Origin of the sequence: Micromonospora sp. NPDC049204, assembly GCF_040647935.1 — a bacterium.
Taxonomy (GTDB): Bacteria; Actinomycetota; Actinomycetes; order Mycobacteriales; family Micromonosporaceae; genus Micromonospora.
Genome location: NZ_JBEZDC010000001.1, coordinates 458,475 through 482,184, shown reverse-complemented (window position 1 = coordinate 482,184; position 23,710 = coordinate 458,475). Strand labels below are relative to the sequence as shown.

Annotated in this window: 17 protein-coding genes; 13 read left to right on the top strand and 4 right to left on the bottom strand. The window is 72.0% G+C overall.

Translation table 11 applies throughout. From position 1 onward, the window contains the following. Positions 1–61: 61 nt before the first annotated feature. The 3 genes from zwf to AB0A90_RS02195 all read right to left on the bottom strand — a co-directional run bounded on the left by zwf (position 62) and on the right by AB0A90_RS02195 (position 2,264). Entirely contained in the window at positions 62–1,555 is a 1,494-nt protein-coding gene (gene zwf, locus AB0A90_RS02205) for a glucose-6-phosphate dehydrogenase (RefSeq protein WP_357240225.1), read from the bottom strand. A 227-nt stretch (positions 1,556–1,782) separates the two neighbouring features. Further along, the gene (locus tag AB0A90_RS02200; RefSeq protein WP_357240222.1) at positions 1,783–1,989 is read right to left on the bottom strand and encodes a hypothetical protein; all 207 of its coding nucleotides are present in this window, start codon (positions 1,987–1,989) and stop codon (positions 1,783–1,785) included. An 8-nt stretch (positions 1,990–1,997) separates the two neighbouring features. Beyond that, positions 1,998–2,264, bottom strand: a complete 267-nt coding sequence (locus AB0A90_RS02195) for a hypothetical protein (protein WP_357240219.1) — start codon at positions 2,262–2,264, stop codon at positions 1,998–2,000. Position 2,265: 1 nt separating this feature from the next. Between AB0A90_RS02195 and AB0A90_RS02190 the strand changes: the two genes are divergently transcribed. From AB0A90_RS02190 to AB0A90_RS02170, 5 genes are all read left to right on the top strand, one after another. Next, the gene (locus AB0A90_RS02190) at positions 2,266–2,910 is read left to right on the top strand and encodes a LysE family translocator (protein WP_357240216.1); all 645 of its coding nucleotides are present in this window, start codon (positions 2,266–2,268) and stop codon (positions 2,908–2,910) included. A gap of 41 nt (positions 2,911–2,951) precedes the next feature. After that, positions 2,952–3,614: an HAD family hydrolase gene (locus tag AB0A90_RS02185; protein WP_357240213.1), complete on the top strand. Its 663-nt coding sequence runs from the start codon at positions 2,952–2,954 to the stop codon at positions 3,612–3,614. Positions 3,615–3,746: 132 nt separating this feature from the next. Further along, positions 3,747–6,935, top strand: coding sequence for a hypothetical protein (locus AB0A90_RS02180; RefSeq protein ID WP_357240210.1), 3,189 nt, complete (start codon positions 3,747–3,749; stop codon positions 6,933–6,935). 3 nt (positions 6,936–6,938) lie between these two features. Next, the gene (locus AB0A90_RS02175) at positions 6,939–10,796 is read left to right on the top strand and encodes a hypothetical protein (protein ID WP_357240207.1); all 3,858 of its coding nucleotides are present in this window, start codon (positions 6,939–6,941) and stop codon (positions 10,794–10,796) included. A 5-nt stretch (positions 10,797–10,801) separates the two neighbouring features. Further along, positions 10,802–14,650 (top strand): hypothetical protein, encoded by a 3,849-nt coding sequence (locus AB0A90_RS02170; RefSeq protein ID WP_357240204.1) that lies wholly within the window; start codon positions 10,802–10,804, stop codon positions 14,648–14,650. On the opposite strand, the gene AB0A90_RS02165 is transcribed toward AB0A90_RS02170, so the two are convergent. Next, positions 14,613–17,339 (bottom strand): AAA family ATPase, encoded by a 2,727-nt coding sequence (locus AB0A90_RS02165; RefSeq protein WP_357240201.1) that lies wholly within the window; start codon positions 17,337–17,339, stop codon positions 14,613–14,615. The two genes, AB0A90_RS02170 and AB0A90_RS02165, sit on opposite strands and share 38 nt — an antisense overlap. Before the next feature lie 48 nt (positions 17,340–17,387). Between AB0A90_RS02165 and AB0A90_RS02160 the strand changes: the two genes are divergently transcribed. From AB0A90_RS02160 to AB0A90_RS02125, 8 genes are all read left to right on the top strand, one after another. Beyond that, positions 17,388–17,726 (top strand): hypothetical protein, encoded by a 339-nt coding sequence (locus tag AB0A90_RS02160; protein ID WP_357240198.1) that lies wholly within the window; start codon positions 17,388–17,390, stop codon positions 17,724–17,726. Beyond that, entirely contained in the window at positions 17,698–18,084 is a 387-nt protein-coding gene (locus AB0A90_RS02155) for a tautomerase family protein (protein ID WP_357240195.1), read from the top strand. Before AB0A90_RS02160 ends, AB0A90_RS02155 begins: the two co-directional genes overlap by 29 nt. Positions 18,085–18,230: 146 nt before the next feature. After that, on the top strand, positions 18,231–18,980 hold the full coding sequence (locus tag AB0A90_RS02150; protein WP_357240192.1) for a class I SAM-dependent methyltransferase: 750 nt from the start codon (positions 18,231–18,233) through the stop codon (positions 18,978–18,980). 161 nt (positions 18,981–19,141) lie between these two features. Beyond that, the gene (locus tag AB0A90_RS02145) at positions 19,142–20,278 is read left to right on the top strand and encodes a histidine kinase (RefSeq protein WP_357240189.1); all 1,137 of its coding nucleotides are present in this window, start codon (positions 19,142–19,144) and stop codon (positions 20,276–20,278) included. Further along, complete coding sequence (locus AB0A90_RS02140; protein WP_357240186.1) at positions 20,275–20,943, top strand: response regulator transcription factor; 669 nt, start codon at positions 20,275–20,277, stop codon at positions 20,941–20,943. The genes AB0A90_RS02145 and AB0A90_RS02140 overlap by 4 nt, the downstream gene beginning before the upstream one ends. A 58-nt stretch (positions 20,944–21,001) precedes the next feature. Beyond that, positions 21,002–21,925, top strand: coding sequence for an ABC transporter ATP-binding protein (locus AB0A90_RS02135; RefSeq protein WP_357240183.1), 924 nt, complete (start codon positions 21,002–21,004; stop codon positions 21,923–21,925). Further along, on the top strand, positions 21,922–22,653 hold the full coding sequence (locus tag AB0A90_RS02130) for an ABC transporter permease (RefSeq protein ID WP_357240180.1): 732 nt from the start codon (positions 21,922–21,924) through the stop codon (positions 22,651–22,653). Before AB0A90_RS02135 ends, AB0A90_RS02130 begins: the two co-directional genes overlap by 4 nt. A 99-nt stretch (positions 22,654–22,752) precedes the next feature. Then, positions 22,753–23,709: an NAD-dependent epimerase/dehydratase family protein gene (locus AB0A90_RS02125; protein ID WP_357240177.1), complete on the top strand. Its 957-nt coding sequence runs from the start codon at positions 22,753–22,755 to the stop codon at positions 23,707–23,709. Position 23,710: the final 1 nt, after the last annotated feature.

The following is a 23,710-nucleotide window of genomic DNA, read 5'->3' as shown; positions in this document are numbered from 1 at the left end:
GGTGCGGGCGATGCGGTCGGGGTTGGCCGAGGCGCAGGCTGACCCCTGCGGTGCCGTCGGGTCACGCGGAGTTGCGCCACTTGCGGCCGTGCCGGCCGATGAGCCGGTCGGCGTCGGTCGGGCCCCAGGAGGCGGCCTCGTAGGTGGGGATCGGCGATTTGTCCTTCTCCCAGTTGTCGATGATCGGGTCGACGATCCGCCAGCACTGCTGCACCTCGTCGCTGCGGATGAACAGCGACGCGTCACCGATCAGCGCGTCCAGGAGCAGGCGCTCGTACGCCTCCGGGGACTCCTCGACGAACGTCTGGTCGTAGGAGAATTCCATCGTGGCGGTGCGGACCCGGAAGGAGTGGCCCGGCACTTTGGCACCGAAGCGCAGCGAGATGCCTTCGTTCGGCTGGATCCGCAGAATCAGCGCGTCAGCATCGAGGCCGGTGAGCTGGTCGGTCGGGATCGGCAGGTGCGGCGGCCGCTGGAACTGCAGTGCCACCTCGGTGAGCCGGGCCGGCAGGCGCTTGCCGGTGCGGACGTAGAACGGCACCCCGGCCCAGCGCCAGTTGTCCACGTTGAGCCGCATCGCGGCGTACGTCTCGGTCCGCGACAGGGGGTCGACGCCGGACTCCTCGCGGTAGCCGGCCATCAGCTCCTCGCGGGTGCCGCCCCGGGTGTACTGGCCCCGGACCGCGGCCTCGGCGATGTCCCGGTCGGTGGGGAGCCGGATCGCCTGCAGCAGCTTGACCTTCTCGTTGCGCAGGCCCTCAGCCTCGAAGGAGGCCGGCGGCTCCATCAGTGCCAGTGCGAGAACCTGGAGCACGTGGTTCTGCACGATGTCCCGCATCGCGCCGGCGTCCTCGTAGAAGCCGCCGCGGCTGCCGACGCCGAGGGTCTCGGCGACGGTGATCTGCACGTGGTCGACCCAGGAGCGATCCCAGATGGGCTGGAAGATCGAGTTCGCGAAGCGCAGCGCCAGCACGTTCTGGACGGTGTCCTTGCCCAGGTAGTGATCGATACGAAAGACCTGGTGCTCGTCGAACGCGCTGTGCACGACGCCGTCGAGTTCGCGGGCCGTGACCAGGTCGCGCCCGTACGGCTTCTCGATGACCAGGCGGGAGAACGAGCCCTCGCGTGGCTGGTTGAGCCCGACACCGGCCAGTCCGTTGATCACCGGCTCGAAGGCCCCGGCCGGGGTGGACAGGTAGAAGAGCCGGTTGCCGGACGTGCCCCGCTGCGCGTCCAGCTCGTCGAGGGTCTCCACGAGCCGCTTGTAGGTCTCCGGGTCGTCGTAGCCGCCGGCGACGTATCGTACGCCGCCCTGGAGTTGGCGCTTGCTGGCCAGGGTGCGTTCGCCGAGGACGCTCGCGGCGAACTGTTCGTCGGTCAGCGACGTGCGCGCGACGCCGACCAGCGCGAACTGGTCCGGGAGCCGCTCGTGCCGAGCCAGGCTCTCGATTGCGGGCAGCAGCTTGCGCCGGGTCAGGTCACCGGAGGCACCGAAGATCACCAGCGTGGCCGGCGGGGCACTCCGCTCCTGGATGAGTTGAGCTGCGTGGTCCATTGTCTGCGTTCCTCCGGGCACAAGGGGTGTGGGTGGCGTTGTCGCGCTGTCCTGCCAGGAATTGTGCGGGCTTTGACGCTAGCGTCCGGGGCCACGCGGCGTGGCCCGTTGGTCACGGGGCTTGAGCGTCGCATGCCGGGCTGACGGGTGGGTGATCCGGTGCGGCCTCTCGCGTACGCGATGGCGGTACGAATGATCGTGGCCAGGCGGGCTGCGGAGGTCAACGGTCAGTCGAACCAGTTGAACAGCAGGTCACCGAGTCGCACACCGATCCGGTAGCAGTTTCGGCCGACTGTTGGTTCCTCGACCGAGGTGGTGACCGCGCCACCGGCTCCTCTGATGCTCTCGTGCACCGAGGCCAGCCACGTGGCACGCGCCGCCGAGTCACGGCACGGCATGGTCACCCCGGCTCGTAGCAGATCGATGTGGGGCACGCGGGACATTATCCGGTCATCCGGTCCGCAGTCGTCAGCGCCCACCAGGCACTCAGGCCGGCAGCTTCCCGCACGGCGTCGGTGGGAGCCGAGGCGTCCGGGTTCTCAAAGTACGTGCGCGGGGTGTAGCCGAGGTAGGCGACGCCGGTACCTGGACCAGCCGGACGGTAGGTGAGCGTTGCGCTGTCGCTGTCGTGGATATCGACGAGCAACCACGGCGCATTTCCGGCGCACGCGACCCCGACCGCGGCAGCCGCCCACGATAGGTTGATCATCGTGACAGCCCTCAGCGCTCTGTGGTCCTTCGTCCTCGTCGTCGGCCTGCTCACCATGACTCCCGGGATGGACACCGCCCTCATCCTGCGCACCGCGGCCCTCGGAGAAACCCGCCGTGCCTGGGGAGTCGTTCTCGGCATCCAAACGGGAACCCTGGCCTGGGGTGCGCTCACCTCCGCCGGCGTCACCGCGCTGCTGACGGCTTCGCACCTGGCGTACGAGGTGCTGCGATGGGCTGGCGCCTGCTATCTGATCTGGATGGGGCTGAGCATGCTGTGGGCCAGCCGTCACCGTGGCCCCGACACATCGCACTTACCGATCGACGGACCCGCGACGGCCGGCAACGACTTCTTGCCGGGGTGGCGTCGCGGCGCACTGACCAACCTGCTGAACCCGAAGATGGGCGTGTTCTACGTCGCGCTCCTACCGCAGTTCATCCCCTCCGGCGCCTCCCCGTTCGCCTTCGGTGTGTTCCTGACCTGCGTGCACATCCTTCTGGGTACCGCCTGGTCGGCGGTGCTGGTCGTCCTGGCCCGTCGGCTGCGCACGGTGTTGCGACGTCCCACGGCTCGCCGGTTGTTGGACCGCGTCACCGGGACGGTGATCACCGGGTTCGGGATCCGGCTCGCCACCAGCAGCCACTGACCTCGCCGACCCCCTGCGGCTGCGACGACTACGCTGCGAACGTGATCAAGGGACTGCTGCTGGACTTCTACGGCACGGTGGTCGAAGACGACGACGCGATCATGCAGGCGATAGCTGACCAGGTAGCCGCTGGTGCCTCGACATCCGTCTCCGGAGGCGACGTCCTGGATGCCTGGGCGCGGCAGTACGAGGCGGTCGCCGCCGGCCCGCAGTTCCGGACGCTTCGAGACTGCGCGATGCGCAGCCTGGCCACGGTGTTGACTGAGGTGGGCTGCGCCGGTGACCCGGCCGAACTGTGCCGGGCGCAGTTCACGTACTGGCAGTCGCCGCCGCTGCGTCCAGGCACCCGGGAGTTCCTCGCCCGGGCCACGGTGCCCATCTGCGTGGTGTCCGACGTCGACCGCGCCGACCTGGACGCGGCAACGGCGCACCACGGCCTGACCTTCGCCGCCGTGGTGACCAGTGAGGACGTCCGCGCCTACAAGCCGGACCGTGCCATGTTCGCCCGCGCGCTCGCGGCCCTGGACCTGGGTGCGGACGAGGTGCTGCACGTGGGTGACTCGCTCAGCGCCGACGTGCGCGGGGCGCACGCGGCCGGCATCCCGGCGGCGTGGATCAACCACCGCGGGCACGCCCTGCCGGACGACAGGACCGTCGAATACGAGCTGACGGACCTGACCGGCCTGATCGGAATCATCCACTAGTCACGTCCTCGGCCGTTGCGTCGACGACGACGACGTCGGTGGCGGCGGTGCGCGCAACGTAGGTAGCGGGCCGGCACAGTATGGGCAGCGGCTACCGATGTCACCACGGGCGGCGGAGACCAGGGTGGGCGTATGGCCTTTACGCCGTCGTTCGCCCTCACCCGGGCCGAGGACCAGCTCGTGTTGCAGGTGTCGGTCAGCAACCTGCAGCCGCAGCTTCGCCCCGGCCCACCGACCGGCTACGACCTGAAGCTGGTCGCCGGCGCCGCCCAGGGGCACCTGTGGGTGCGGTTCCCCCCGCAGCAACTCCTGGAGAACGCCGCCCGGGGCGCCAGCCCGCGGCTGGTGCAGACCAAGCCGATCTTCACGCCACCCAGCGACGTGGTGCTCGTGGTGCGCCCGTCGGACGGCCCGATCGACCTGTCCGTCGCCGGTATCCTGGCCGCGATCTCTCGGCTGGAGATCGTCCCCGGTGAACAGGGCGGCGCGGTCGATCCGCTCGACGCTCGGCCACCCCGGCCGGCCACCTCGGCGTACCACCTGGTCGCGGACACGATGGCCAGGCACCTCGGCCGGCCCGGAGACCCGGCCGCGGCGGAGGACCGGCGCCAGGACCGCGCGGCCCGCCGGGCCGCCGTCGGCCCACCACGATCCAGCGGTACGTCCAGCGCCCGCGCAGTCGACGCCGCGGTGGTGGCCGCCCCGCCGCCGGGCTTTCCGCAGGCGTCGCAGTTCCGCCTGCCCTACCTGCTCAACCTTCAGTCTCCCGGTGGCCACGTCCGGCTGCGCCACGCCGCCGCGGCCCGGGTGAACGCCGGCCGCACCGCCCTGTGGAGCACCCGGCTGGAGGTCACCTCGGTGGACTTCTCGGCCAGCGCCGAAGTGCCACTGGCGGCGCGTTTTACCCACACCCCGCAGAGCGGTGCACCGCAGCCGGGGTGGGCCGACGACGTCAACGACGCGCGGCTCAAGAACACCCTCCGGGCCGACCTGTGCGTCGAGATCTCCGAGCAGTCGCGCACCGTCGCGCCGGCCACCGTGCGGCGGCTCGCACTGAGCAGCCTCGGCGGCTGGCTCAGCGTGCGGGGTGACTGGCCCGACCCGCCGCCGGGCTCCACGCCCGAGCAGATCGCCGCCACTGTCGCGCAGTGGCGCCACGACACGTCGATGGGCCGCGACCAGGCGCAACGGATCGTCGTGGTGGGCCAGCTCTACCCGTTCGGCCACCGGGCGATCTTCACCGAGGAGACGGTTCGGCGCTTCGAGAGCGGCAACACCCGGGTTGCCGCGCTGCGCACCGCGGCGACCATCCTGGTCACCGATCCGCAGATGCCGTTCGTGCCGCCCGCCACGGCGGTGACCAGCGTGGGAGGCGACGCTCACCGGCGCTGGCCATTCACCCGCGTCGACGTCGTCACCACGGTGACCCCGCCGCTGGAGGCCGTCCAGCCGCCCGGTGGGATGACCGGCTCACGGGTGCTGCAACTGGACGCCACCACACCGTTCGCCTATCAACTCATCGGCTACGACCACGAGGGCAGCCCGGTGCCGTTCGCGCTGCCGCTGCTCTTCGTGCCCAACACCGCCTCCGACGCGCAAGCACGCGCGTTGTGGAACACCCTCGGCGGCGGGGCGCAGGTGTCCGAGAACGTCTTCCGGACCATCCAGACCGGTGGGCAGCCGCTGGCGGTCGCCCCGATGCCGGAGCCCACACCAGCGGCGGCCCGGTCGGCGGCCGACCTGGAGGTGCCCACCCCGGAGCAGGCCACGACGGTGCTCACCCGCAAGGTCGACCTGGCGCTGGACGCCGTCACCGGACTGCCGGTCGCCCAACAGATCGTCGGGCGCATCGCCGCGCTGGACCGCTACGCGCCGGGGGCGAAGGAGGCGGTGTTGCAGTACGCCGCGCCGTACACCCAGGCGCTCTTCGACGGGGCGAACGCCCAGGGACAGGTCTTCCTGAAGCTGATCGGCGAATCGCCGGCGGTCGGCCTGGCGCAGGAGGCCACCGGTGGGCTTGCCGCCCTCACCCTTAGCACCTCGGCGATCTCCCGGCAGTTCGGGGCGCTGGCGGGTGGGGACCTGAGCAGCCTGGCAGCCGGGGCGGTGGACCTGTCGTTCCTCAAGGACGCCGACAAGCTGCTGGGCCTGGCCAGGATCAAGGACCTGCTGCCCACCGACGAGGGCATCGTCCGGGAGCTGGGCAAGGCCTACAAGATGGTCAGCGACCTGGTCGAGGGCGTCGCCTCGCAGGTGTTGACCTGGGACACCAAACTCTTCGGCGACAAGCCGCAGGCCCGCTTCCACCAGGGTTTCGTGGTGTTGCGGCCGCTGCGGGACAACCCCGGTGACGCCAACAGGGCCAACCTGAGGATCACCCAGACCACGGAGGTGGACACCGCCCGGCTGGAGACCCGGTCCACCAGCGAGTGTCTGGTCGAGCAGGTGGAGTTGCAGATCCACTCCACCACGACACCGGCCTTCGACACCGTGCCGCTGCTCAGCGTGCCGATCCGGAGCATCCGGTTCACCAGCAGGGACGCCGGCAAGCCCGACGTCGACATCAAGCTGGGCGCGCTGCGCTACGGCCAGGTGCTCGCCTTCATCGCCACCCTGGCCGAGTTGGTCGACCAGGAGGGCTTCTCCGACCCGCCGGCGCTGACCGTGACCCCGACCGGGGTGCGGTCCGGCTTCAGCTTCCCGGTGCCGTCGCTGGCGATCGGCGTCTTCGCGCTGGAGAACATCGCCATCTCCGCCGGCGCGGAACTGAACTTCACCGGCGACCCGTACCCGCTCTCCTTCGATCTCGGCTTCTCCACCCCGGACAACCCGTTCCGGCTGACCATCGCCGCGCTCGGCGGGGGTGGGCACCTCGCCATCGGCGTGGCCACCACCGGTCTGATCAAGCTGGTCGGCGCCCTGGAGTTCGGCGCCTCGCTCTCGGTCGACCTGTTCGTGGCGCGCGGGTCGGTGGAGGCGATGGGCGGTGTGCTCTTCGACATCGACGCCAGCAAGGACATCGCCCGGATCGGCGGCTACTTCCGCATCCGCGGAGAGGTCGAGGTCCTGAGCATCATCAGCGTCTCGATCACCCTGACCCTCACCCTCGACTACGACCTCAACTCCAACGAGCTGTTCGGCTACGCCGAGATCGCCGTGGAGATCAAGGTGCTGTTCTTCAGTGAGTCGGTGGTGGTGCCGATGGAGCGCCGCTTCGCCGGCCCCAGCGCCGATCCGACCTTCGCCCAGCTGATGGCGCCGACCGGGCGGCCCGGACCGCGCCCGTGGGACACCTACTGCGCCGCGTTCGCACAGGAGTAGACGATGACGTACAGCGTGCTCTGGACCGTCCTGCCGGCCGGCTTCGCCGACGGCAAGGCGCAGCTCAGCCTGGTCGCCGCCCCGCGCGGCAAGGGCATCACCACGATCGACGGTACGCCGCTGGCGGACTGGCCGGCGGTGGTCAACGCCCTCGGGCCACTCTTCCTGGCCGACACCGGTGACGGTGAGCCGCAGCCGCTGATCCGGCGCGGCGACCCGGCGTCGTCGTCGCTGTGGACGGCGCTCTTCGGCCCGGCCACCAGGGTGCGCACGCAGGCTGGCGGCCGCCGTGCGTTGGGATCCGCCCGACCAGGGCCGGCCTTCGCCGCCACCGCCACGGCCCTGGAGCAGATGTACGCCAGCGTCAACGGCACCAACCCCACCGACTCGCTGAGCGCCGACCATGTCGTGCGCCGGGCGATCGCCGCACTGGCCACCGTGGACGGTGATCCCCGGGTGGCGCGGGCGATGGGCCTGGAGGCCGGCGCCGCCCTGCTCGCCCCCGCGGCGACGTCGAGCACGGCGCTGGCCACCGCCGTGCGGCGGCTGCGCCAGGAGGGCCACGACGATCTGGCGATGGCGCTGCCGATCGCCGCCTACGCCCGGTGGCTACGCCGCGCCGGCGGCACCCGCAGGGCACCCGGCCCGGACGGGCGGGCCGCCAGTGGGCCGCTGGCCGGGGTCAACTCGGTCACCCAGGCCGACTTCCACCAGGTCTGCACCCTGCTGATGGCGCACCCCGCACTCTCCGTACCGCTGGGTCTGCGCGTTGACCTCGAGATGGCGGCGTTCGACGGCGCGCGCACCGTCCGGGTGGTGGACGCGGCCGGTCAGCCGCTGAACGGCCCGGTGCCCCGCTCCCAGCCGTTCAGCGCGGTGGTCAGCGACCTGTCCGCGCGTCGGTTCACCATGGCCACCGAGCCGGACGCCCGCGCCGAGATCGTCGGCGGGGTGCTCAACGTGCGGAACCCGGCCACCACCTACGTGCTGACAAGTGTGGACGTGGCCAGCCTGAGCGGTCAGCTGGCGGCGGCGTCGACCGCGTCGGCGCGCTCCGGCGAGCCGCTGCCGGCCCGGCTGCCGGTGCGCCGCGACGTCGGTCTGACCCTTGGCCAGCAGGCCCGCGCCGAGGCGGTGGTCAGCCACGCCACCAGCCGCACCGACGCGATCGCCTCGGCTGGCGTGCAGGCCCCGGCGGTGCTGTTCGCCGACGACGTGACCACCGGCTACCGGGTGGACGTGGCCACCGACGGCGGGGCGTTCCGGTCGCTCATGCGCCGCCGGGTGCGCTACACGGTGGGTGCCCTGACCGTCGACGCCGACGACGAGGGCCGCACCGAAGCGGTGGTCGCCGCCCAGCAGGACGACGAGTTCGGCGCGGCCCGGCTCATCGTCGGCGAGGAGATCGCCGGGTGGGACGGCTGGGGCCTGTCAGTCGGCAAACCGGGGCCGAAGGTGGGCGGCGACGGCCGCAACAGCCCGGAGGTGGAGGAGATCGACAGCGTCCTCGCGCCCGGCTATCCGCTGCGCGCGGACATCACCACCGCGCCGGGCACGCTACCGCGGCTGCGCTACGGACGCAGTTACCAACTCCGCGCCCGGGCGGTGGACATCGCCGGCACCGCGATCGACCCGGACGTCTGCGATCCCACCCAGGTGCTGCCCGCGGTGCGTTACCTCCGCCACGAGGTGGCCGGCTCACCCACTCTGGTGCCGACCAGGCGCTTCACCGAGGGCGAGTCGCTGCTGCGGCTGGTGGTGCGCAGCGACGGCCAGGGCACCCTGCTGGGCACCTGCGAGCGGCACGTCGCCGCACCGGACGGCCCGCAGATGCTGGCCGAGCGGCACGGCATGTTCGACGCGGCCTTCGGACCGCAGGCCGCCCCGGCGGTCCGCGAGCGGATGTTCGCCATCGCCCGTCGGGAGGAGGGTTCGTTCCTCGACCCGATGGTGCCCGGCCCGAGCGGTGCGATGGTGCCCCAACCGGGCCTGCAGCTGGTCACCAGCGACCCGACCAGGCAGGTCAAGGGCACCCTGCCGGTGCCGCGCGGTCGGGCGCTGCCCAACGGCGCCTACGTGGTGATCGACGCGCCGGCCGCCCTTCTGCCCTACCTGCCGGACCCGGCCGTCGCGGGCGTGGCCATCGGCGGCGTGCCGGGTGCGTCGCCCGTGGTGAGCACGGGGTACGGGGGCAGCTGGCCGGATCTGCCGCCGGCGAAGCTGGTGGTCCGTCCGATGGCGGGCGGCGCCAGCCCGGTGCAGGTCTCGGTGAAGCAGTCCGGTGGCCGATCGGTGCTGACCGTCGAGGTCCCTCCCGGCGTGGAGCAGACCTTCGAGCTGTCCAGCACGCTGCACCCCGACCGGCTGGATCACCTCGCCGTCGGTGCCGCCGACCCGCAGGACGTCCTGGACGGTCAGGTTCTGGGTCTGTCCTCCCGGCAACCGGTCACCGTGGTGCACGCGGTGCAGAAACCACTGGTGGCGCCGGCTCTGGTCGGACCGCCCACGGTCACCGCGACCGGCGTGACCGGGCAGGTCACCGTCACCGCGCAGGTGCAGGCGCACCGACCGACCACCGGCCGGGTGCACCTGGTGGCGTCCTGGCTCGAAGCGGTGGACGCCGGCACCGGCAGCGTCGAGCCGCAGCCGCGTACCGCCACGCTCGCCCCTGTCGACCTGGAGCTCGCCGGTGGACCGGCGGCGCTGACCGCGTCACAGTTCTTCGGCGACACCCGGCACCGGGCGGTCACCTACCGACCGGTCGGATCCACCCGGTTCCGGGAGTACTTCCCGGCGGTGCCGGACGGTGATCAGAGCCAACTGCGCGAGGGCACCGAGATGTTGGTGCACGTGCCCAACCGGGCCGTGCCACCACCACCGGACGTGCACTCGGTGGTGCCGTCGTTCCGCTTCACCAGGGGCATGGAGTTCGGCGAGTGGACCAGTACCCGGGAGACGATGGGCGTGCGGGTGTGGCTCAACCGCCGCTGGAACCGCACCGGTGAGGGCGAGATGCTCGGCGTGGTGCTCTTCGCCGGCGCGGCCGACGGGGACGTCGAGGAGGGTCGGGCACTGTCCGGCCTGGTCACCCGCTGGGGCAGCGACCCGATCGAGGAGATCGGCCTCGGCGACCAGCAGCACTTCGTCGCCGGCGACTTCGACTCACCGGGTCAGGTCACGAGCACCGTCACCCTGCTGGACCCGGCCGCGGGCGGCCGGCAGGTCACCGTGATCGGGCACCCGGTGCACTTCGACGCCGAGCGTGACCTGTGGTTCGCCGACATCGACGTGGACGTCGACCTCGCGGTGTGGCCGTTCCTGCGGCTGGGACTGGTGCGCTTCCAGCCGCACTCACTGCCCGGCCGCGCGGTGTCCCGGGTGGTCACCACCGACCTGGTCCAACTGCCCCCGCACCGACAGATCAAGGTGAAGAAGTTCGGGACCACCGGAGTGCGGGTCAACGTCTTCGGCAAGCCCGCAGCCGCCAGCGAGTTCACGATGCGCCACGAGCGCCGGATGCCCGACCCCTTCCTGGCCAGCTCCGACATCGGCTCCGACGTCGGCGTCCGGGCGCAGGAGGGCACCACCGGCACGCCCGGTGACGGCTGGCGGGTCACCGCCCTGCCCGCCCCGGCCGGGGGCATCGCCGCGATGCGCCTGGAGTGGGTGGCCGCCGGGGCACCACCGGATCAGCTCATGCGCGAGCTGCGCGCCGGCCGGGTCGTGGTGCAGGAGCGCCAGCGCGGCTGGGCGGTCACCGGTCCGGGCGAAGCCCTCCGGACGGTCTACACCGAGATCTTCGACCGCGCGGTGATCGACCCCAACCCGCCAGCCACCACCGCCGCGACCGAGGAGAGCTGAACACAGTGGACGTCTTCCGACTGCACATCCGTGACGAGGTTCGCATCGATCAGGCGCTCGTCGACGGTCTGCCGCAGTCGACCATCATCGGTGGTCGGCCACTGATCTTCATCGGCCGCCGGGTGGTGCTGCTCGGCGCGGTGATCCGCGGCTCTCGCGATGTCGTCATCGTCGGTGACGAGGTGGTCGGCGGCGGCCCGGCCGGTACGCCATCGCTGGCGATGGAGGTGCCCGGCACCCCGGAGCAGGGTGAGGAGGGTATGTCCGGCCGCCAGCTGGTGATCTACGCCCGCAGGCTGACGGGCGTCTCCGCCACCAGCACCGGGCAGCGGGGCGGCAAGGGTGTGACCGGCGACCCCGGCCCACCGGTCAACGACCCGAACGTCTCGCGGACCACGGCGCTGCCGCCACCGCCCCCGCCGCCGATCGGCGGGCATCCCGGTCAGCGGGGTCACCCGGGCGGCCCCGGTGGGGCGGGAGGCCCGGTGCACGTCTACTTCGTCGAGGCCTCCGGCACCAACACCTTCACCGGCGTCGGCGGCCCGGGTGGCACGGGCGGTGATGGTGGACCAGGTGGGCCAGGCATTCCGAACGAACCGGACAACCAGGGCCCGCAGGGGCCGCCGGGGGAGCCGGGGGTGCCGGGCGCCGCCCGCGCCGCCGAGGTGCTGGCCCGCACCCCGCAGCAGTACGACGAGGAACTACGCCCACAGCTCTCCGGGCGCGGTGGCGACCGCTGGGCCGAACAGCGCGGCAAGCAGGCGTGGTACGAGTTCCGCTCCGGCAACCTGGTGGAGGCCGAACGGGAGTACGCAGCCGCCGAGTGGCTTCGCCCGGGCGCCATGACAGCACAGTTGCGCGCCCTGATGGCCGATCACCGCACCGAGATCGGTGTGGAGCGCGACCTGGAGCTGGACCTGGTGCCGGCTGTCGACTTCTACGCCGGGCAGTGGCGCACGGCGGCGGACACCCTCCGGGCCGCGCTGTTCGCGCCCGACGACGGCCCGCTGCTGCTCGCCGGCGACCACCAACGGCTGCTGCGGGCCCGGGAGGCGGTCCGCACCCAGTTGACCGCGCTGCTGGGCGACCAGGGGCCGCTGGAGGAGACCATCGGGGAGAGCGCCCGGCGTCGACGGGCAGCCGCCGAGCAGGCCCAGCAGGCCTCCGGGCAGTTGATCGGCCAGAGTGTGCTGCGCATCCAGGAACGCCTCGGCGACCTGACCACCGCCGAGGCGCTGATCTCGTACGGCTCCGGCGCTGTCCCTGGGTCCGACCTGGTCACGACGATCGCCCAGGTGCTCGGCGCACCCGACCCCACCCAGCCGCAGGGCGCCGTGGGACTGTTGTTGCCGGCGGACACCGACCTGCTGGTCGACGCCGGCACCGCGGCCGGCGGCCCCTACCTCGCCGGGCGGCCCACCACCACCCAGCTGGCCGCGGCCGGTGTCGGCCTGGCCGCGCACGGTCAGTGGGCCCAGCTCGGCACCCCCGGCTCCGGGCGGGTCGTGCACCTGCGCCGGGTCGCCGCCGACCTGCGCGCCGCCCAGGGCGACGGACCCCTGCGGGACCTGCTGATCGAGCTGACCGAGGCCTGCCACAGCTGGCGGTTGGCAACGCTGCGGCTGCGGCAGATCGCCGGCACGACGGCGGCCATCGCCGACCTCAAACGGCGCGCCCGGGAGGCGATCGGGGACCTGGACTCGGTGGACACCGACGACCGGCCGGCCAAGTCACCGGTGTCCCGACTGTTGCGCGGCCTGCTCTGCCTCTTCGACGCCCTGGACCACTGGAGCCAGCGGGCCCAGCGGGCGTTGAAGCTCTACATCCTGGACCGCGGCAACCCCGGCGGCATCTCGGGACAGACCGCGGCGCTGGCCTACCCGGACCTGGATCTGGACCTGGATGAGAAGATGCCGCCCGACTTCCCGGTGGGCACCTACGACCTGATGATGAACGCCATCTTCACCCGGGATCCGGTGGCTGAGCGCGACCGGCACCGGGCCAAGGGGCGATCACTGGCAGTCCAGGACGGCACCCAGGTGATCCACAACGCGTTCACCGTCGACGCGCACACCGCGGCGATCAACCGGTTCGTCAACGCCAAGTCGCTCTGGTTCGACCTGCCGCTGGCCAAGCTGCCACCCGGGCTGGCCGAGTTGAAGGTGGTCGGCGTCACCGTCAACCTGCGGGGGATGGCCGGCAACGACAACAGCCTGCCGATGACGATCACCCATGCCGGCTTCTCCCAACAGCGCGACCTCGATCTCGGCGTGCACGACCTGACCGGTCCACCGGCCAGCCAGGAGCTGGTGCTGCGCTTCGATCCGGCCACCCAGGTGTGGACCGGCGACACGGCCGCCGTCGCCGGTCAGGAACACCTGTTCAGCCTGTACGGGCGTGGCCTCACCGGCGGCTGGACTCTGGCCTACGACTCGGTGACCGTCCCGTTCACCGGCCTGCAGCAGGTCGACGTCAACATCCAGTACGAGGCGATGGAGTCCCTCGACTCGGTGTCGCTCAAGCGGGTGGAGCACGCCCGCACCGGGCTCTTCGTCGGGGCACGGGCCACCGGCCGGGTGTTGCTCACCGGCCCGGCACCGGACGGCGGCAAGCGGGTCACCCTGCACACCAGTCGGCCCGACCTGATCAAGGTCCCCAGTGGAGTCGACGTCGTCGCGGGTGCCTCCACGGCCGAGTTCGCGATCGACGTGCTGGCGCCCACCGGTCCGCTGCCGATCGACATCTCGGCCAGCATGGCCGGCGTCCGGCGGGAGGCGATCGTGCACGTACCGCCGCCGGTGCCGGCGGCGCCGCTGGTGACGACGGTGTCCCTGGGTGGGCCGGGCGCCGTCGCGGCGGTGGCGGTGTCCCGCGACGGCGCCGGCGGACGGGTCTTCGCCACCCATTCACCGCACGAGCGGCCTGACGAGGACGGCACCCTGAGCAGCTGGGACCTGGCACTGACCCAGTCGCGGACGGCCGCCGTGGGTCACGGGCCGCGCGCGCTCACCGTGCAGCCGCAGGGCCACCACGGATTCGTGGTCAACGGTGGCCACCACGACTTCGCCGTGCAGCGCTTCGAGGTGAACGCGGGCACGCCACAACCGGGGATCAGCAGGCCGATCGGGCTGGGTGTGGTCGACGTGGCGCTCGACGCGGCCGCCCAGCGGCTCTACGTGGTGCACCAGGGCGGTGCGCCGCCGGTGGGAGTCGACATGCACGTGCGAGTGCTCGCCCCGACCGACCTCAGCGAACTCGACGTCGTGGGTGACGAGGACGGCTTCGCCGGGATCATCGCCGCCGCGGTGGACAGCACCGCGGCACGCGTCTACGTTGCCCGGACCTACCGCGCCGGCGTACCGCAGACGGCGGCCATCTCGGTGATCACCCGGCGCGCGGACGGCCGGCACGCCGTCACCGGCACGATCGACCTGCAGGATGTGCTGCTGCAGCCGGTCGACGTGGCGGTCGACGTACCGGCCGGTTTGGTCTTCGTGTCCTGTCTCGGCGGCAGCACCACCCACCCCGCGGTCGTGGTGCTCGACCAGGGCGACTTTCCCACCGACGGCGGCACCCGGCCGGTGCCGGCCGGCGCGGTGCTGCCGGTGCCCGGCGGTGGGCGGGCGGTGGCCACCCGACCGGGGACCGGCATCGGCTACGTCGCGACCTCTGCCGGTCTGCTGATGGTGGACGGCCGCTCCCGGGCCCTGCGGGTGGCGGTCAAGCTGGGCGCCGCGCCGTGCTCGGTGGCGGTCGACCCGGTCACCGGCGTGGCCTACGTCGGTGACTTCGTCGCCGGCACCCTGAGCCGGGTGCTCACGCCGGCCGATGTGGCGCCTCGGGCGTGGCGGTAGCCGGGCCGATGCCCCGTGCGCGGGCGGCCGCCGCGGCCTCCTGCCGGGTGCGCACCCCCAGCTTGTCGAAGATCGCTGCGACGTGGTGGTCCACGGTGCGCACGGACAGCACCAGGTCGGCGGCGATCTCGGCGTTGGTCCGACCGGCGCTGAGTTGGCTGAGCACCAGCAGTTGCCGCTCGGTGAGGTGGGCCGGGTTGGCCCGGGTGCCGCGGCGTGCGCCACGCGGGACCCGGGCACCTCGATCACGCAGCCGGCCCCGGACCAGGTCGGCCGCCGCCACCGCGCCGAGCCCGTCGAGCGTCTGCAGGGCCCCGGCCACCGTGTCGGCGTCCGGGGACTCGGCCAGCTCCAGAGCCTGCTCGTACGGGTCGCCGTGGGTCGCCCATTGCGCCGCCGCGGTGGCCCAGTCACCACGGACACCTGCCGCGTACGCCTGGGTCACCACCAGCTCGGACGCCTGCGTGCCCGCCGCATCCGACGCCTGCCTGCCCGCCGCAGCGGTCACCGGGCTGCTGGCCGGGTCGACACTGACGCCCAGGCGGACCAGGTACCGCACCGCCTCGGCGCGGAACGGCGCGGCACCCGGGTGCGCGAGGCGGGGCAGCAACTCGGCCGCGACCTCCTCCGCGCGCTGACGGTCGTTGGTGAGCCAGGCCCACTCCAGGTAGGCGAGGCCGGCGTACGCCATGCCCAGCAACAGCCGGCCGCGCCGGGCCCGATCCCAGGCCTGGGCCAGCAGCGGCGCGGCGGCCGGGTCACCTCGGCGGGCGCGTAGCCGGGCGTACCAGGGGACGCTGTAGACGTACAGCATGTCCGGGTGGTCCTGGCGTTGCGCCAGCGCGCGCAGCCCCGGCTCGGCGCGGTCCCAGCCGCCGCGGCGCAGCTCGACCAGCAGGTCGTGTACCCGCATGTTGTACGCGTGCGACCAGAAGCCGTGCTCCTCGGCGAAGGCCAGTCCGGCGCGCACGCACCCGGCCGCCTCGGCCAGGGCGCCCATCCGGAAGAGCATCTCGCCGAGGTTGGTGTAGCCGCGCGCGACATACTCCAGCAAACCGTCCGCGCGGGCCGTGTCCACGCTCTGGCGCAGCATGGCCAGCCCACCCGCGTCACCCACCTCGATCCGGGCAATACCGAGATAGTTGAGGCACAGCGTGTCCAGGTCGGTGCGGCCGGCCCGGCCGGCCCGCTTGCGGGCCGACTCCAGAGCGGTGACCGCCCGCGCGAAGTCGTCGGTCAACGCCAGGATCGCGCCCTGGTAGAGGAGTGCGTGGGCCGCCGCCGCGTCGTCGGCACCGTTTTCGAGGATCCGCACGGCCTCGCCCGCGGTCCGCTCAGCGGCGTCGGTCTCGCCGGCCATGAACTGGTGCCGGGAGACGCGGATCAGGCAGCGCCCCCGGGCCGGCTCGTCGCCGAGCCCGGCGTATTCCCGGGCGGCCTGCTCGCCGGCCCGCACCGCCTCGTGGAACCGGTGGGCGTTGTAGAGCTCCCAGCCGTAGTCGTCCAACAGCGCGGCGCTTTCCGCGCCGCCCAGCCGGTCGCGGTAGGGCAGCACCGACTCGAGGAGCACCAGTGCCTGTCGGTGCGAGCCCGCTGCCGCCGCGGCTCGGGCCGCGCTCGGGCCGACCGCGACCACTGTCGCCGGATCGTCCCCGGCGACCGCGTGGTGCACCAGGCGCCCCCGGTCCGGCGACGACTCGGCCCGCAGCGCCGCCAGCACCCGGCGGTGCAGCAGCCGCCGACGCAGCTCGGGCAGGTCGGCCTCGATCGCCCGTCGGGCCAGCTCGTGTCGGAAGGCCAGGCCGTCCGGCCGAACCTCGATCACCCCGTTCTGCTCCGCCTCGGCCAGTGCGGCCAGCGCCTGCGGCCCGAGCAGGATGGCGGCCAGGTCCATCCCGACCGCCCGCGGGACCACGCAGAGTTGCGCCAGCGCCTCCTGGCAGGCGGGTGCGAGGCGGCGGCACCGGGCGCGGACCGCGTCGCGCACCGCCCCCGAGGTGGCCGAGCCGTCGGACGCCAGCGACTCACTGACGAAGAATGGGTTGCCGCCGGTCAGGGCGTGCAGCGCGGCGCCGTCGTGGCCGGTGCCGGCGGCCATCCGCGCCACCGCGGCCGCGGACAGCGCGGCCAGCGGGACGCGGACCACCGGCGCCGCGGTCAACGAGCCCAGCAGTCGGTGGACGGGGTGCGCGTCGTCCACGTCGTCGCGCATGGTCAGCAGCAGGACGGCCGGCAGCGACCCGATCCGCCGGGCGGTGTAGATCAACACGTCGATGGTCGCCTCATCCGCCCAGTGGATGTCCTCCACCACGAGGAGCGTCGCGGGGGCGCCGCGCAGCTCGGCCAGCATCGCGGGCAGCACCGCCACCAACGGGTGCGCGCCGGCCGGCGCACTCGGCGCGGTCGGCAGGTGCGGCGCGGCCAGGGCGGCCGCCAGCGGACCCCCGTGATTCGCCACCGCCTCGCGCAACGGCGCCAGAGGAGCAGGGGCGATCAGATCGTCGCAGCCGCCGGAGAGCGCCCGCACCGCCGGATCGACCTCGGCGAGCAGGTGGCGCACCACGCTGGTCTTGCCGATCCCCGCCTCACCGGTGAGCAGGGCCACCGAGCCGGCGCCGCCCAGCGCGGCGTCGACGGCGGCCCGCAACGTGGTCAGCGCGGACCGGCGCTCGAGGAGCTGGGCAGGCATTCTCCGATGGTGCCACCCGCAACGGGGGGTGAGTCCGGTTGAGACGGCTTGCTGACCGTGCTGCCCGAGGCCGGCGGAGATGCTGGAGTGTCGTTCGCCCTCGGGTTTCCGGACAACCTTTTCGGGGATGCCCGCGCGGCCTGGTTGTTCGCGAGGGCGGCTGACGAAAGGAGGACGGTCATGACGTTGGCCAACCCGGCACCAGACTGCTTTGAGCTAGAAGACGGGATGATCCTCGCACCGCTCCTGATCGTCCGTGGTCCGACGGGTATCTGGTCGAGGTGGGACAAGGACTCTGCGCCCGGCCGCAACTCCCCGGAACTGCTCGCCCGACTATCCGCACCGGAAGAGGAGAGCAATGCCCATTTCCCGTATCGCGATCCGTGAGGGTAAGTCCGAGACGTACAAGAAGGCATTGCTCGACCAGATCTACGAGGCCATGCGGGAGACCGTCCAGATCAAGGACGGCGACCGATTCATGACCATCACGGAGCATGACGAGAGCACGTTCGCCTACGGTGAGTTTCTCGGCATCCAGCGGTCGGCCGACCTGGTGCAGATCCAGATATTCTGGACATCGGGTAAGTCCTCCGAGGCCAAACTATCGATGTATCGCGCGATCGTCGAGCGGCTCGGGCGCGACCCGGGGGTGCGTCCCGAGGATGTGCTGATTTCGGTGGTGGAGACCGGTGCGGAGAACTGGTCCTTCGGTAACGGGGAAGCTCAACTCTTCAAGGCGCAATGAGCAGCTGTCGGCAGCGGCGAGGTCCGACATCGTCATCCGGACCTGCCGCACACTTGGCGTTGGAGCTTCCCAAGGCTTCCCGATATTTGGGAGATCTTTCCAGATGGCGGGAACTGGCATAGTGTCCGGCGCGGGGGGTGTCCGCGATGGAGCTGTTGGAATGGGACGCGCGCACGTATGACACGCTGCCTCTACCGCACGAGCGGTGGGGTGTCGATGTGCGGGCGCGGCTGGGCCTGACGGGTACTGAGACAGTTCTCGACCTGGGTTGCGGTACTGGCCGGGACACGCAGCAGCTACTGGCGCAACTACCGGGCGGCCGGGTCGTAGCCGTCGACGGCTCGGCCCAGATGCTCGACCAGTTACGCGCCCGGCTCCCCGCCGCCGGTAACCGACTGGTCACCGTCCAAGCCGACCTGCGTGAGCCCCTGTTGCTGGCCGAGCCGGTCGACGCCGCGTTCAGTGTGGCGACCCTGCACTGGCTTCCCGACCACGAGACGGTGTTTCGTTCGGTCCGGAACGCGTTGCGGCCCGGTGGCCGGTTCGTTGCCGAGGCGGGCGGTTACGGCAACGTCTCCGGCTTCCTGGCCACGCTCGGCGAGGTCGTCGACGATGATGGTGCCCGGTTCTGGAACTTCGCCGACGTCGAGGAGACGCGGCAACGGTTACGTGCCGCCGGATTCAGTGAGATCGAGGTCGATCTGGTGCCGGATCCCGCTCGGCTGGCCCGTGGTGCACAGCTGGAGGCTTACCTGGCGACCGTGATGCTCGGGGCGCACCTGCGCGAGTTGCCGCAGCAGCGACGGCGGGCATTCGTCCACCAGATCGCCGAGCGGATGCCGGAGCCGCTCATCGACTACGTCAGGCTGCAGATCTCCGCCGTCCGGGCGAGGTAGTCGAGGCGGAAAGCCGGGGCGATGGTTGCGGCGACGATGGGGACGGTGTCGGGGAGACGCGCCGAGGAGCCCGGCAGCTTGGTGGCCAGACACACAGCGGCCGGTGGCTACGGCATCGGGCGGGTCACCGGATCAGGCGCGCTGAGCCGTAGGCTGAGTCAATGCGGTCCGGACGTGCCCTCGTCGGGCTCACCACGCTCCTGACCATCGTGTTCGCCGTTCCCGAGTGGCGGATCGTCGAGCAGCACCCGCTCCCCGCCATACCCCTGCTGCTCGCCAACACCCTGCCGGTGCTGGCGATCCGATGGAACCCCGTCGCCGTCGTGCTCGTCTTCGGTGTCACGTACCCGCTCTGGCTCGAAACGCCGTTCGACGGAGCGCACGAGGGCCATTTCCTCCAGTCGTTGCCGCTGTTGGTCGCCCTCTACGCCGCCGGCGCCTGGCGCCGGCCACTCTGGCTGCGCGCCATCGCCCTCATCACCCCCCTGTGGATGATGGCCGCGGTCGTCGCCGGCCAGTGGCGGGTGAGCGTGACCGACCTGCTCTACGTCGCTGTGGTCTGCGGCGTCGTCTGGGCCCTCGGAGTTGCCATCGACGACCGGCAGCGCTACGCCGAGGACCTGGAGGTCAAGGCCGAGCAGTTGCGGGCGGCGCAGCAGGCGCTCGCCGAGCGCGCCGTCGCCGACGAACGGTCCCGGCTTGCCCGCGAACTGCACGACGTCATCGCCCACGCGATGAGTGTCATCACCGTGCAGGCCGGCGTCGGCGCTCACCTGGTCGCCGCCCGCCCGGCACAGGCCGCCGAGGCGCTCACCATCATCGAGCGGACCGGTCGGGAGGCGCTGTCGGAGATGCGCCGCATGCTGACCGTGCTGCGCGACCCGGCCCGGAGCGACCAGATCGGTCCGGCCCCAGCACCGCAGCCGGGCCTCGCCGACGTACCGTCGCTGGTGGCCGCCGCAGGCGACGCCGGGGTCGCCGTCACGGTCGCGGTCTCCGGACCGCCGATGCCGCTTCCACCCGGCCTCGACCTGGCCGTCTACCGGGTGATCCAGGAGTCGCTCACCAATGTCATCAAGCATGCTCCGGGCGTACGGACCCAGCTCACCATCAGCTACCAACCTGACCGGCTCACCGTGGAGGTCCACGACCCGGGGGCGGCCGATCCGGCGTACATTCCTGGCCAGGGCCTGCGGGGGATGGCCGAGCGGGTCGCCCTCTACGACGGTGAGCTGTCGACCGCTGGCGGACCGGACGGGTTCCGGGTGACCGCGACCTTCCCACTGGAGGCGCCGTGATCCGAGTGCTGATCGCCGATGACCAGGCGCTGCTGCGGGCCGGGTTCCGGGCGCTGCTCGACTCCGATCCGCAGATCGAGGTGGTGGCCGAGGCCGAGGACGGCGAGCGCGCGGTGGCCGCCGTCGCCGTACACCGGCCCGACGTGGTGCTGATGGACATTCGGATGCCGAAGCTGGACGGGATAGCGGCGACCCGCCAGGTGCTGGCCGCCGCCAACCCGCCGCACGTGTTGATCCTGACGACCTACGACACCGACGAGAACGTCTTCGACGCGCTGGAAGCGGGGGCGGTCGGCTTCCTCGTGAAGGACACGCCGCCGGTACAACTGCTGGAGGCGGTCAGGTCGGCGGTGCGCGGCGGCGCGGTCATCTCACCATCGACGACCCGCCGCCTGGTCGACCATCTGGTCGCCACTCGGCTGCGACAGGACCGGCCGGCGCCGACCGCGCTGGCGGCCCTCACCGAGCGGGAGCGGGAGGTGTTGGGACTCATCGCCCGCGGCTGCTCCAACCGGGAGATCGCCGGCCGGCTCCACATCGCCGAGCTGACCGCGAAGACCCACGTCTCCCGGGTCCTGACCAAGCTCGCGGTGGAGAGCCGGGTGCAGGCGGCCGTGGTCGCGTACGAGACGGGACTGGTCCAGGCCGTACCTCCATCGGAGTAGCCGCGAACGCCGCCTTTGGCGGACGTGCCCAGGCCCGGCGCTCTCGTAGCGTCACCTCATGGACGTCGTGAGGGTCGAGAATCTCCGCAAGAGCTACGGGGACGTGGTCGCCGTCGAGGACGCGTCGTTCGCCGTGCGGCGGGGCGAGATCTTCGGACTGCTCGGCCCGAACGGCGCCGGGAAGACCACGATTGTGGAGTGCCTGCAGGGTCTGCGGAGACGCGACGGTGGGCAGGTCGAGATTCTGGGCCTGGACCCGGCCCGCGAGCCGGAACCCCTGCGCCGCCGGGTCGGGTCGCAACTGCAGTCCTCCGCCCTGCCCGACCGGCTGCGGGTCGCCGAGGCGATCCGGCTCTTCACCCCGCCGGGGTCCACCGGAGACGTCGAGGCGACGCTTGCGGCCTGGGACCTGACCGCGCTGCGGCGTCGGCCGTTCGCCGCGCTCTCCGGCGGCCAACGGCAGCGGCTCTTCCTCGCCCTGGCGATGCTCGGCCAGCCGGAGGTCGTCTTCCTGGACGAGCTGACCACCGGGCTGGACCCGCAGGCGCGCCGCGTGACCTGGGACCTGGTCCGAGGCGTACGCGACCGGGGAGCCACGGTTGTCCTCGTCACCCACCTCATGGAAGAGGCGCAGGCACTCTGCGACCGGGTGGCCATCGTGGACGGCGGTCGGGTCGTCGCGCTGGACCGCCCGGACACCCTCACCGCTCAGCACGGCGGTCCGATCACCATCACCTTCACCGTCGACGGTCACGACGTCGGCTTCCTCGCCGGAATACCGGGCATCAGCAAGGTCAGCACCACCGGCGGTGTGGTCACCGTCGCCGGGGTGGCCCGGGCCACGGTGCCGGTGGCGGCCGCCCTCGCCGAACGGCGTCTGTTTCCCGCCGACTTTCGGACTCACCATCCGACGCTCGAGGACGTCTACCTCGCCACCACCGGCCGCCGGCTTCGCGACGAGCCACCGAGAGGACCGCAATGACCACCCGCATCGTCTGGACCGAGATCAAACTGCTCGCCCGGGAACCGATCACGCTGCTGATGAGCCTGGCGTTTCCCGCTCTCCTGCTGGTCCTGCTGGCCGGCTCGTTCGGCAACGAACCCGACCCGGAGATGGGCGGCATCGGCGGCGTCGACTTCTACGTGCCCGTGTACGCCGCCGCGGCGATCGCCGTGATGGGCTTCCTCGGCGTCCCCACCCACCTGGCCGCCTATCGCGAACGGGGAGTGCTGCGGCGGTTCCGCGCGGCCGGGGTCTCCGCCTGGCCGCTCGCGGGTGCGCAGATCATCGTCACCGCGCTGATGGCAGCGCTCGCCGCCGCTCTCATGATCGCCATCGGGTTCGGAGGCTACGACCTCAACGCGCCGTCCTCGACCATCGGGGTGCTGACCGGGTTCCTCGCCGGCACCCTGGCCTTCGCGGCGCTCGGCGTCCTGCTCGGGACGCTGCTACCGACCGCGCGGGCCGCCCAGGGCGTGGGACTGCTGCTCTTCTTCGGGCTCTTCTTCATCGCCGGTGGCGGCCCCCCGCCGTACCTGCTGCCCGACACCCTCAACACCGCCGTCGACTTCACCCCGATGGGGCCACTGATGGACGCGGTCAGCGACCCGTGGCACGGCGCCGGGTTCAACCTGACCGCCGTAGCGGCCCTGCTCGGCGTAGCCGTGGTGGCCGCGCTTCTCGCCGTCCGTCGGCTCGCCCGAACCTGAACCACGGACACCCACCGGGCGCGGTGAAAGGCTTCGGTAACCCTCGCCGCAGGCACAGCCGTGTCGGTAACGTCAGCCGCCTAGCAATTAGGTGGACTCATGAAGTTGCTGGTACTCGGCGGTACGAGGTTCGTTGGTCGGGCGGTCGTCGACGCCCTCCTCGACAGTCACGACGTGACCGTGCTGAACCGTGGAACGCAGCCCCTCTGGGACGGCCGGATCACGCAGCTCGTCGCCGACCGCGACGACACCCGCCAGATGGCCGACGCGTGGACGGTGGCGTACGACGCTGTCGTCGACGTCTCCGCTACCGTGCCCGGGCACCTGCGGCACCTGCCCCGAGCCACGGAGATCCCCCGGTACGTGTTCATCAGCTCGGCGGCGGTGTACAGCCGTGAGTCGGCGGCTCCGCCGTTCCGGGAGGACGATCGGGCCGACGGCGACGCGATCTGGGGCGGGTACGGCGAGGCCAAGGCGACCTGCGAGCGGCTCCTGCGCGAGGCGCTACCCGCACGGTCCCTCACCGTCCTGCGCCCGCCCTACGTCTACGGCCCGCACAACACCGAACAGCGCGAACAGTTCCTCTGGGCCAGGATGGCCGCCGACCAGCCGGTCTTCGTGCCAGGTGACGGACGTACCCGGATCCAGTTCTGCGCCTCGCGGACGGTGGCCGAGACGGTCGTGGCGGCGGTGGAGGGCCGGCTGCCGGCGGGCACGTACAACGTCGCCGAACAGCGCGGGTACACGTTCCTGGAGTACCTCGCGGTGCTCGCGGACGTCATCGGCCTGCCCGCCGCCCGGATCGTGCCGGTCACGGACCCGTCCGTACCGGCGCGGGAGTACTTCCCGTTCCGCCAGGCCGAACTGACGCTCGACGTCAGCCGACTCGCCGCGCTCGGCCTCGTCCCGGACGTGGACCTGGCCAGCGGCCTGGTCGCCACCCTGGCCTGGTTCCGCCGCAACGGTGGTCTGCCCGACGAACCCACCCCACGGGAGTACGCGTGGCGCGCGACAACACCCGGGGCCAGCCCGTGGAGTGGTCAGGGTGGCCGCTGAC

Excerpts from the sequence above, each read along its gene's own strand:
- zwf (WP_357240225.1), bottom strand. The coding sequence starts at position 1,555 with ATGGACCACGCAGCTCAACTCATCCAGGAGCGGAGTGCCCCGCCGGCC.
- AB0A90_RS02195 (WP_357240219.1), bottom strand. The coding sequence starts at position 2,264 with ATGATCAACCTATCGTGGGCGGCTGCCGCGGTCGGGGTCGCGTGCGCC.
- AB0A90_RS02180 (WP_357240210.1), top strand. The coding sequence starts at position 3,747 with ATGGCCTTTACGCCGTCGTTCGCCCTCACCCGGGCCGAGGACCAGCTC.
- AB0A90_RS02175 (WP_357240207.1), top strand. The coding sequence starts at position 6,939 with ATGACGTACAGCGTGCTCTGGACCGTCCTGCCGGCCGGCTTCGCCGAC.
- AB0A90_RS02165 (WP_357240201.1), bottom strand. The coding sequence starts at position 17,339 with ATGCCTGCCCAGCTCCTCGAGCGCCGGTCCGCGCTGACCACGTTGCGG.
- AB0A90_RS02155 (WP_357240195.1), top strand. The coding sequence starts at position 17,698 with ATGCCCATTTCCCGTATCGCGATCCGTGAGGGTAAGTCCGAGACGTAC.
- AB0A90_RS02150 (WP_357240192.1), top strand. The coding sequence starts at position 18,231 with ATGGAGCTGTTGGAATGGGACGCGCGCACGTATGACACGCTGCCTCTA.
- AB0A90_RS02145 (WP_357240189.1), top strand. The coding sequence starts at position 19,142 with ATGCGGTCCGGACGTGCCCTCGTCGGGCTCACCACGCTCCTGACCATC.
- AB0A90_RS02135 (WP_357240183.1), top strand. The coding sequence starts at position 21,002 with ATGGACGTCGTGAGGGTCGAGAATCTCCGCAAGAGCTACGGGGACGTG.
- AB0A90_RS02130 (WP_357240180.1), top strand. The coding sequence starts at position 21,922 with ATGACCACCCGCATCGTCTGGACCGAGATCAAACTGCTCGCCCGGGAA.
- AB0A90_RS02125 (WP_357240177.1), top strand. The coding sequence starts at position 22,753 with ATGAAGTTGCTGGTACTCGGCGGTACGAGGTTCGTTGGTCGGGCGGTC.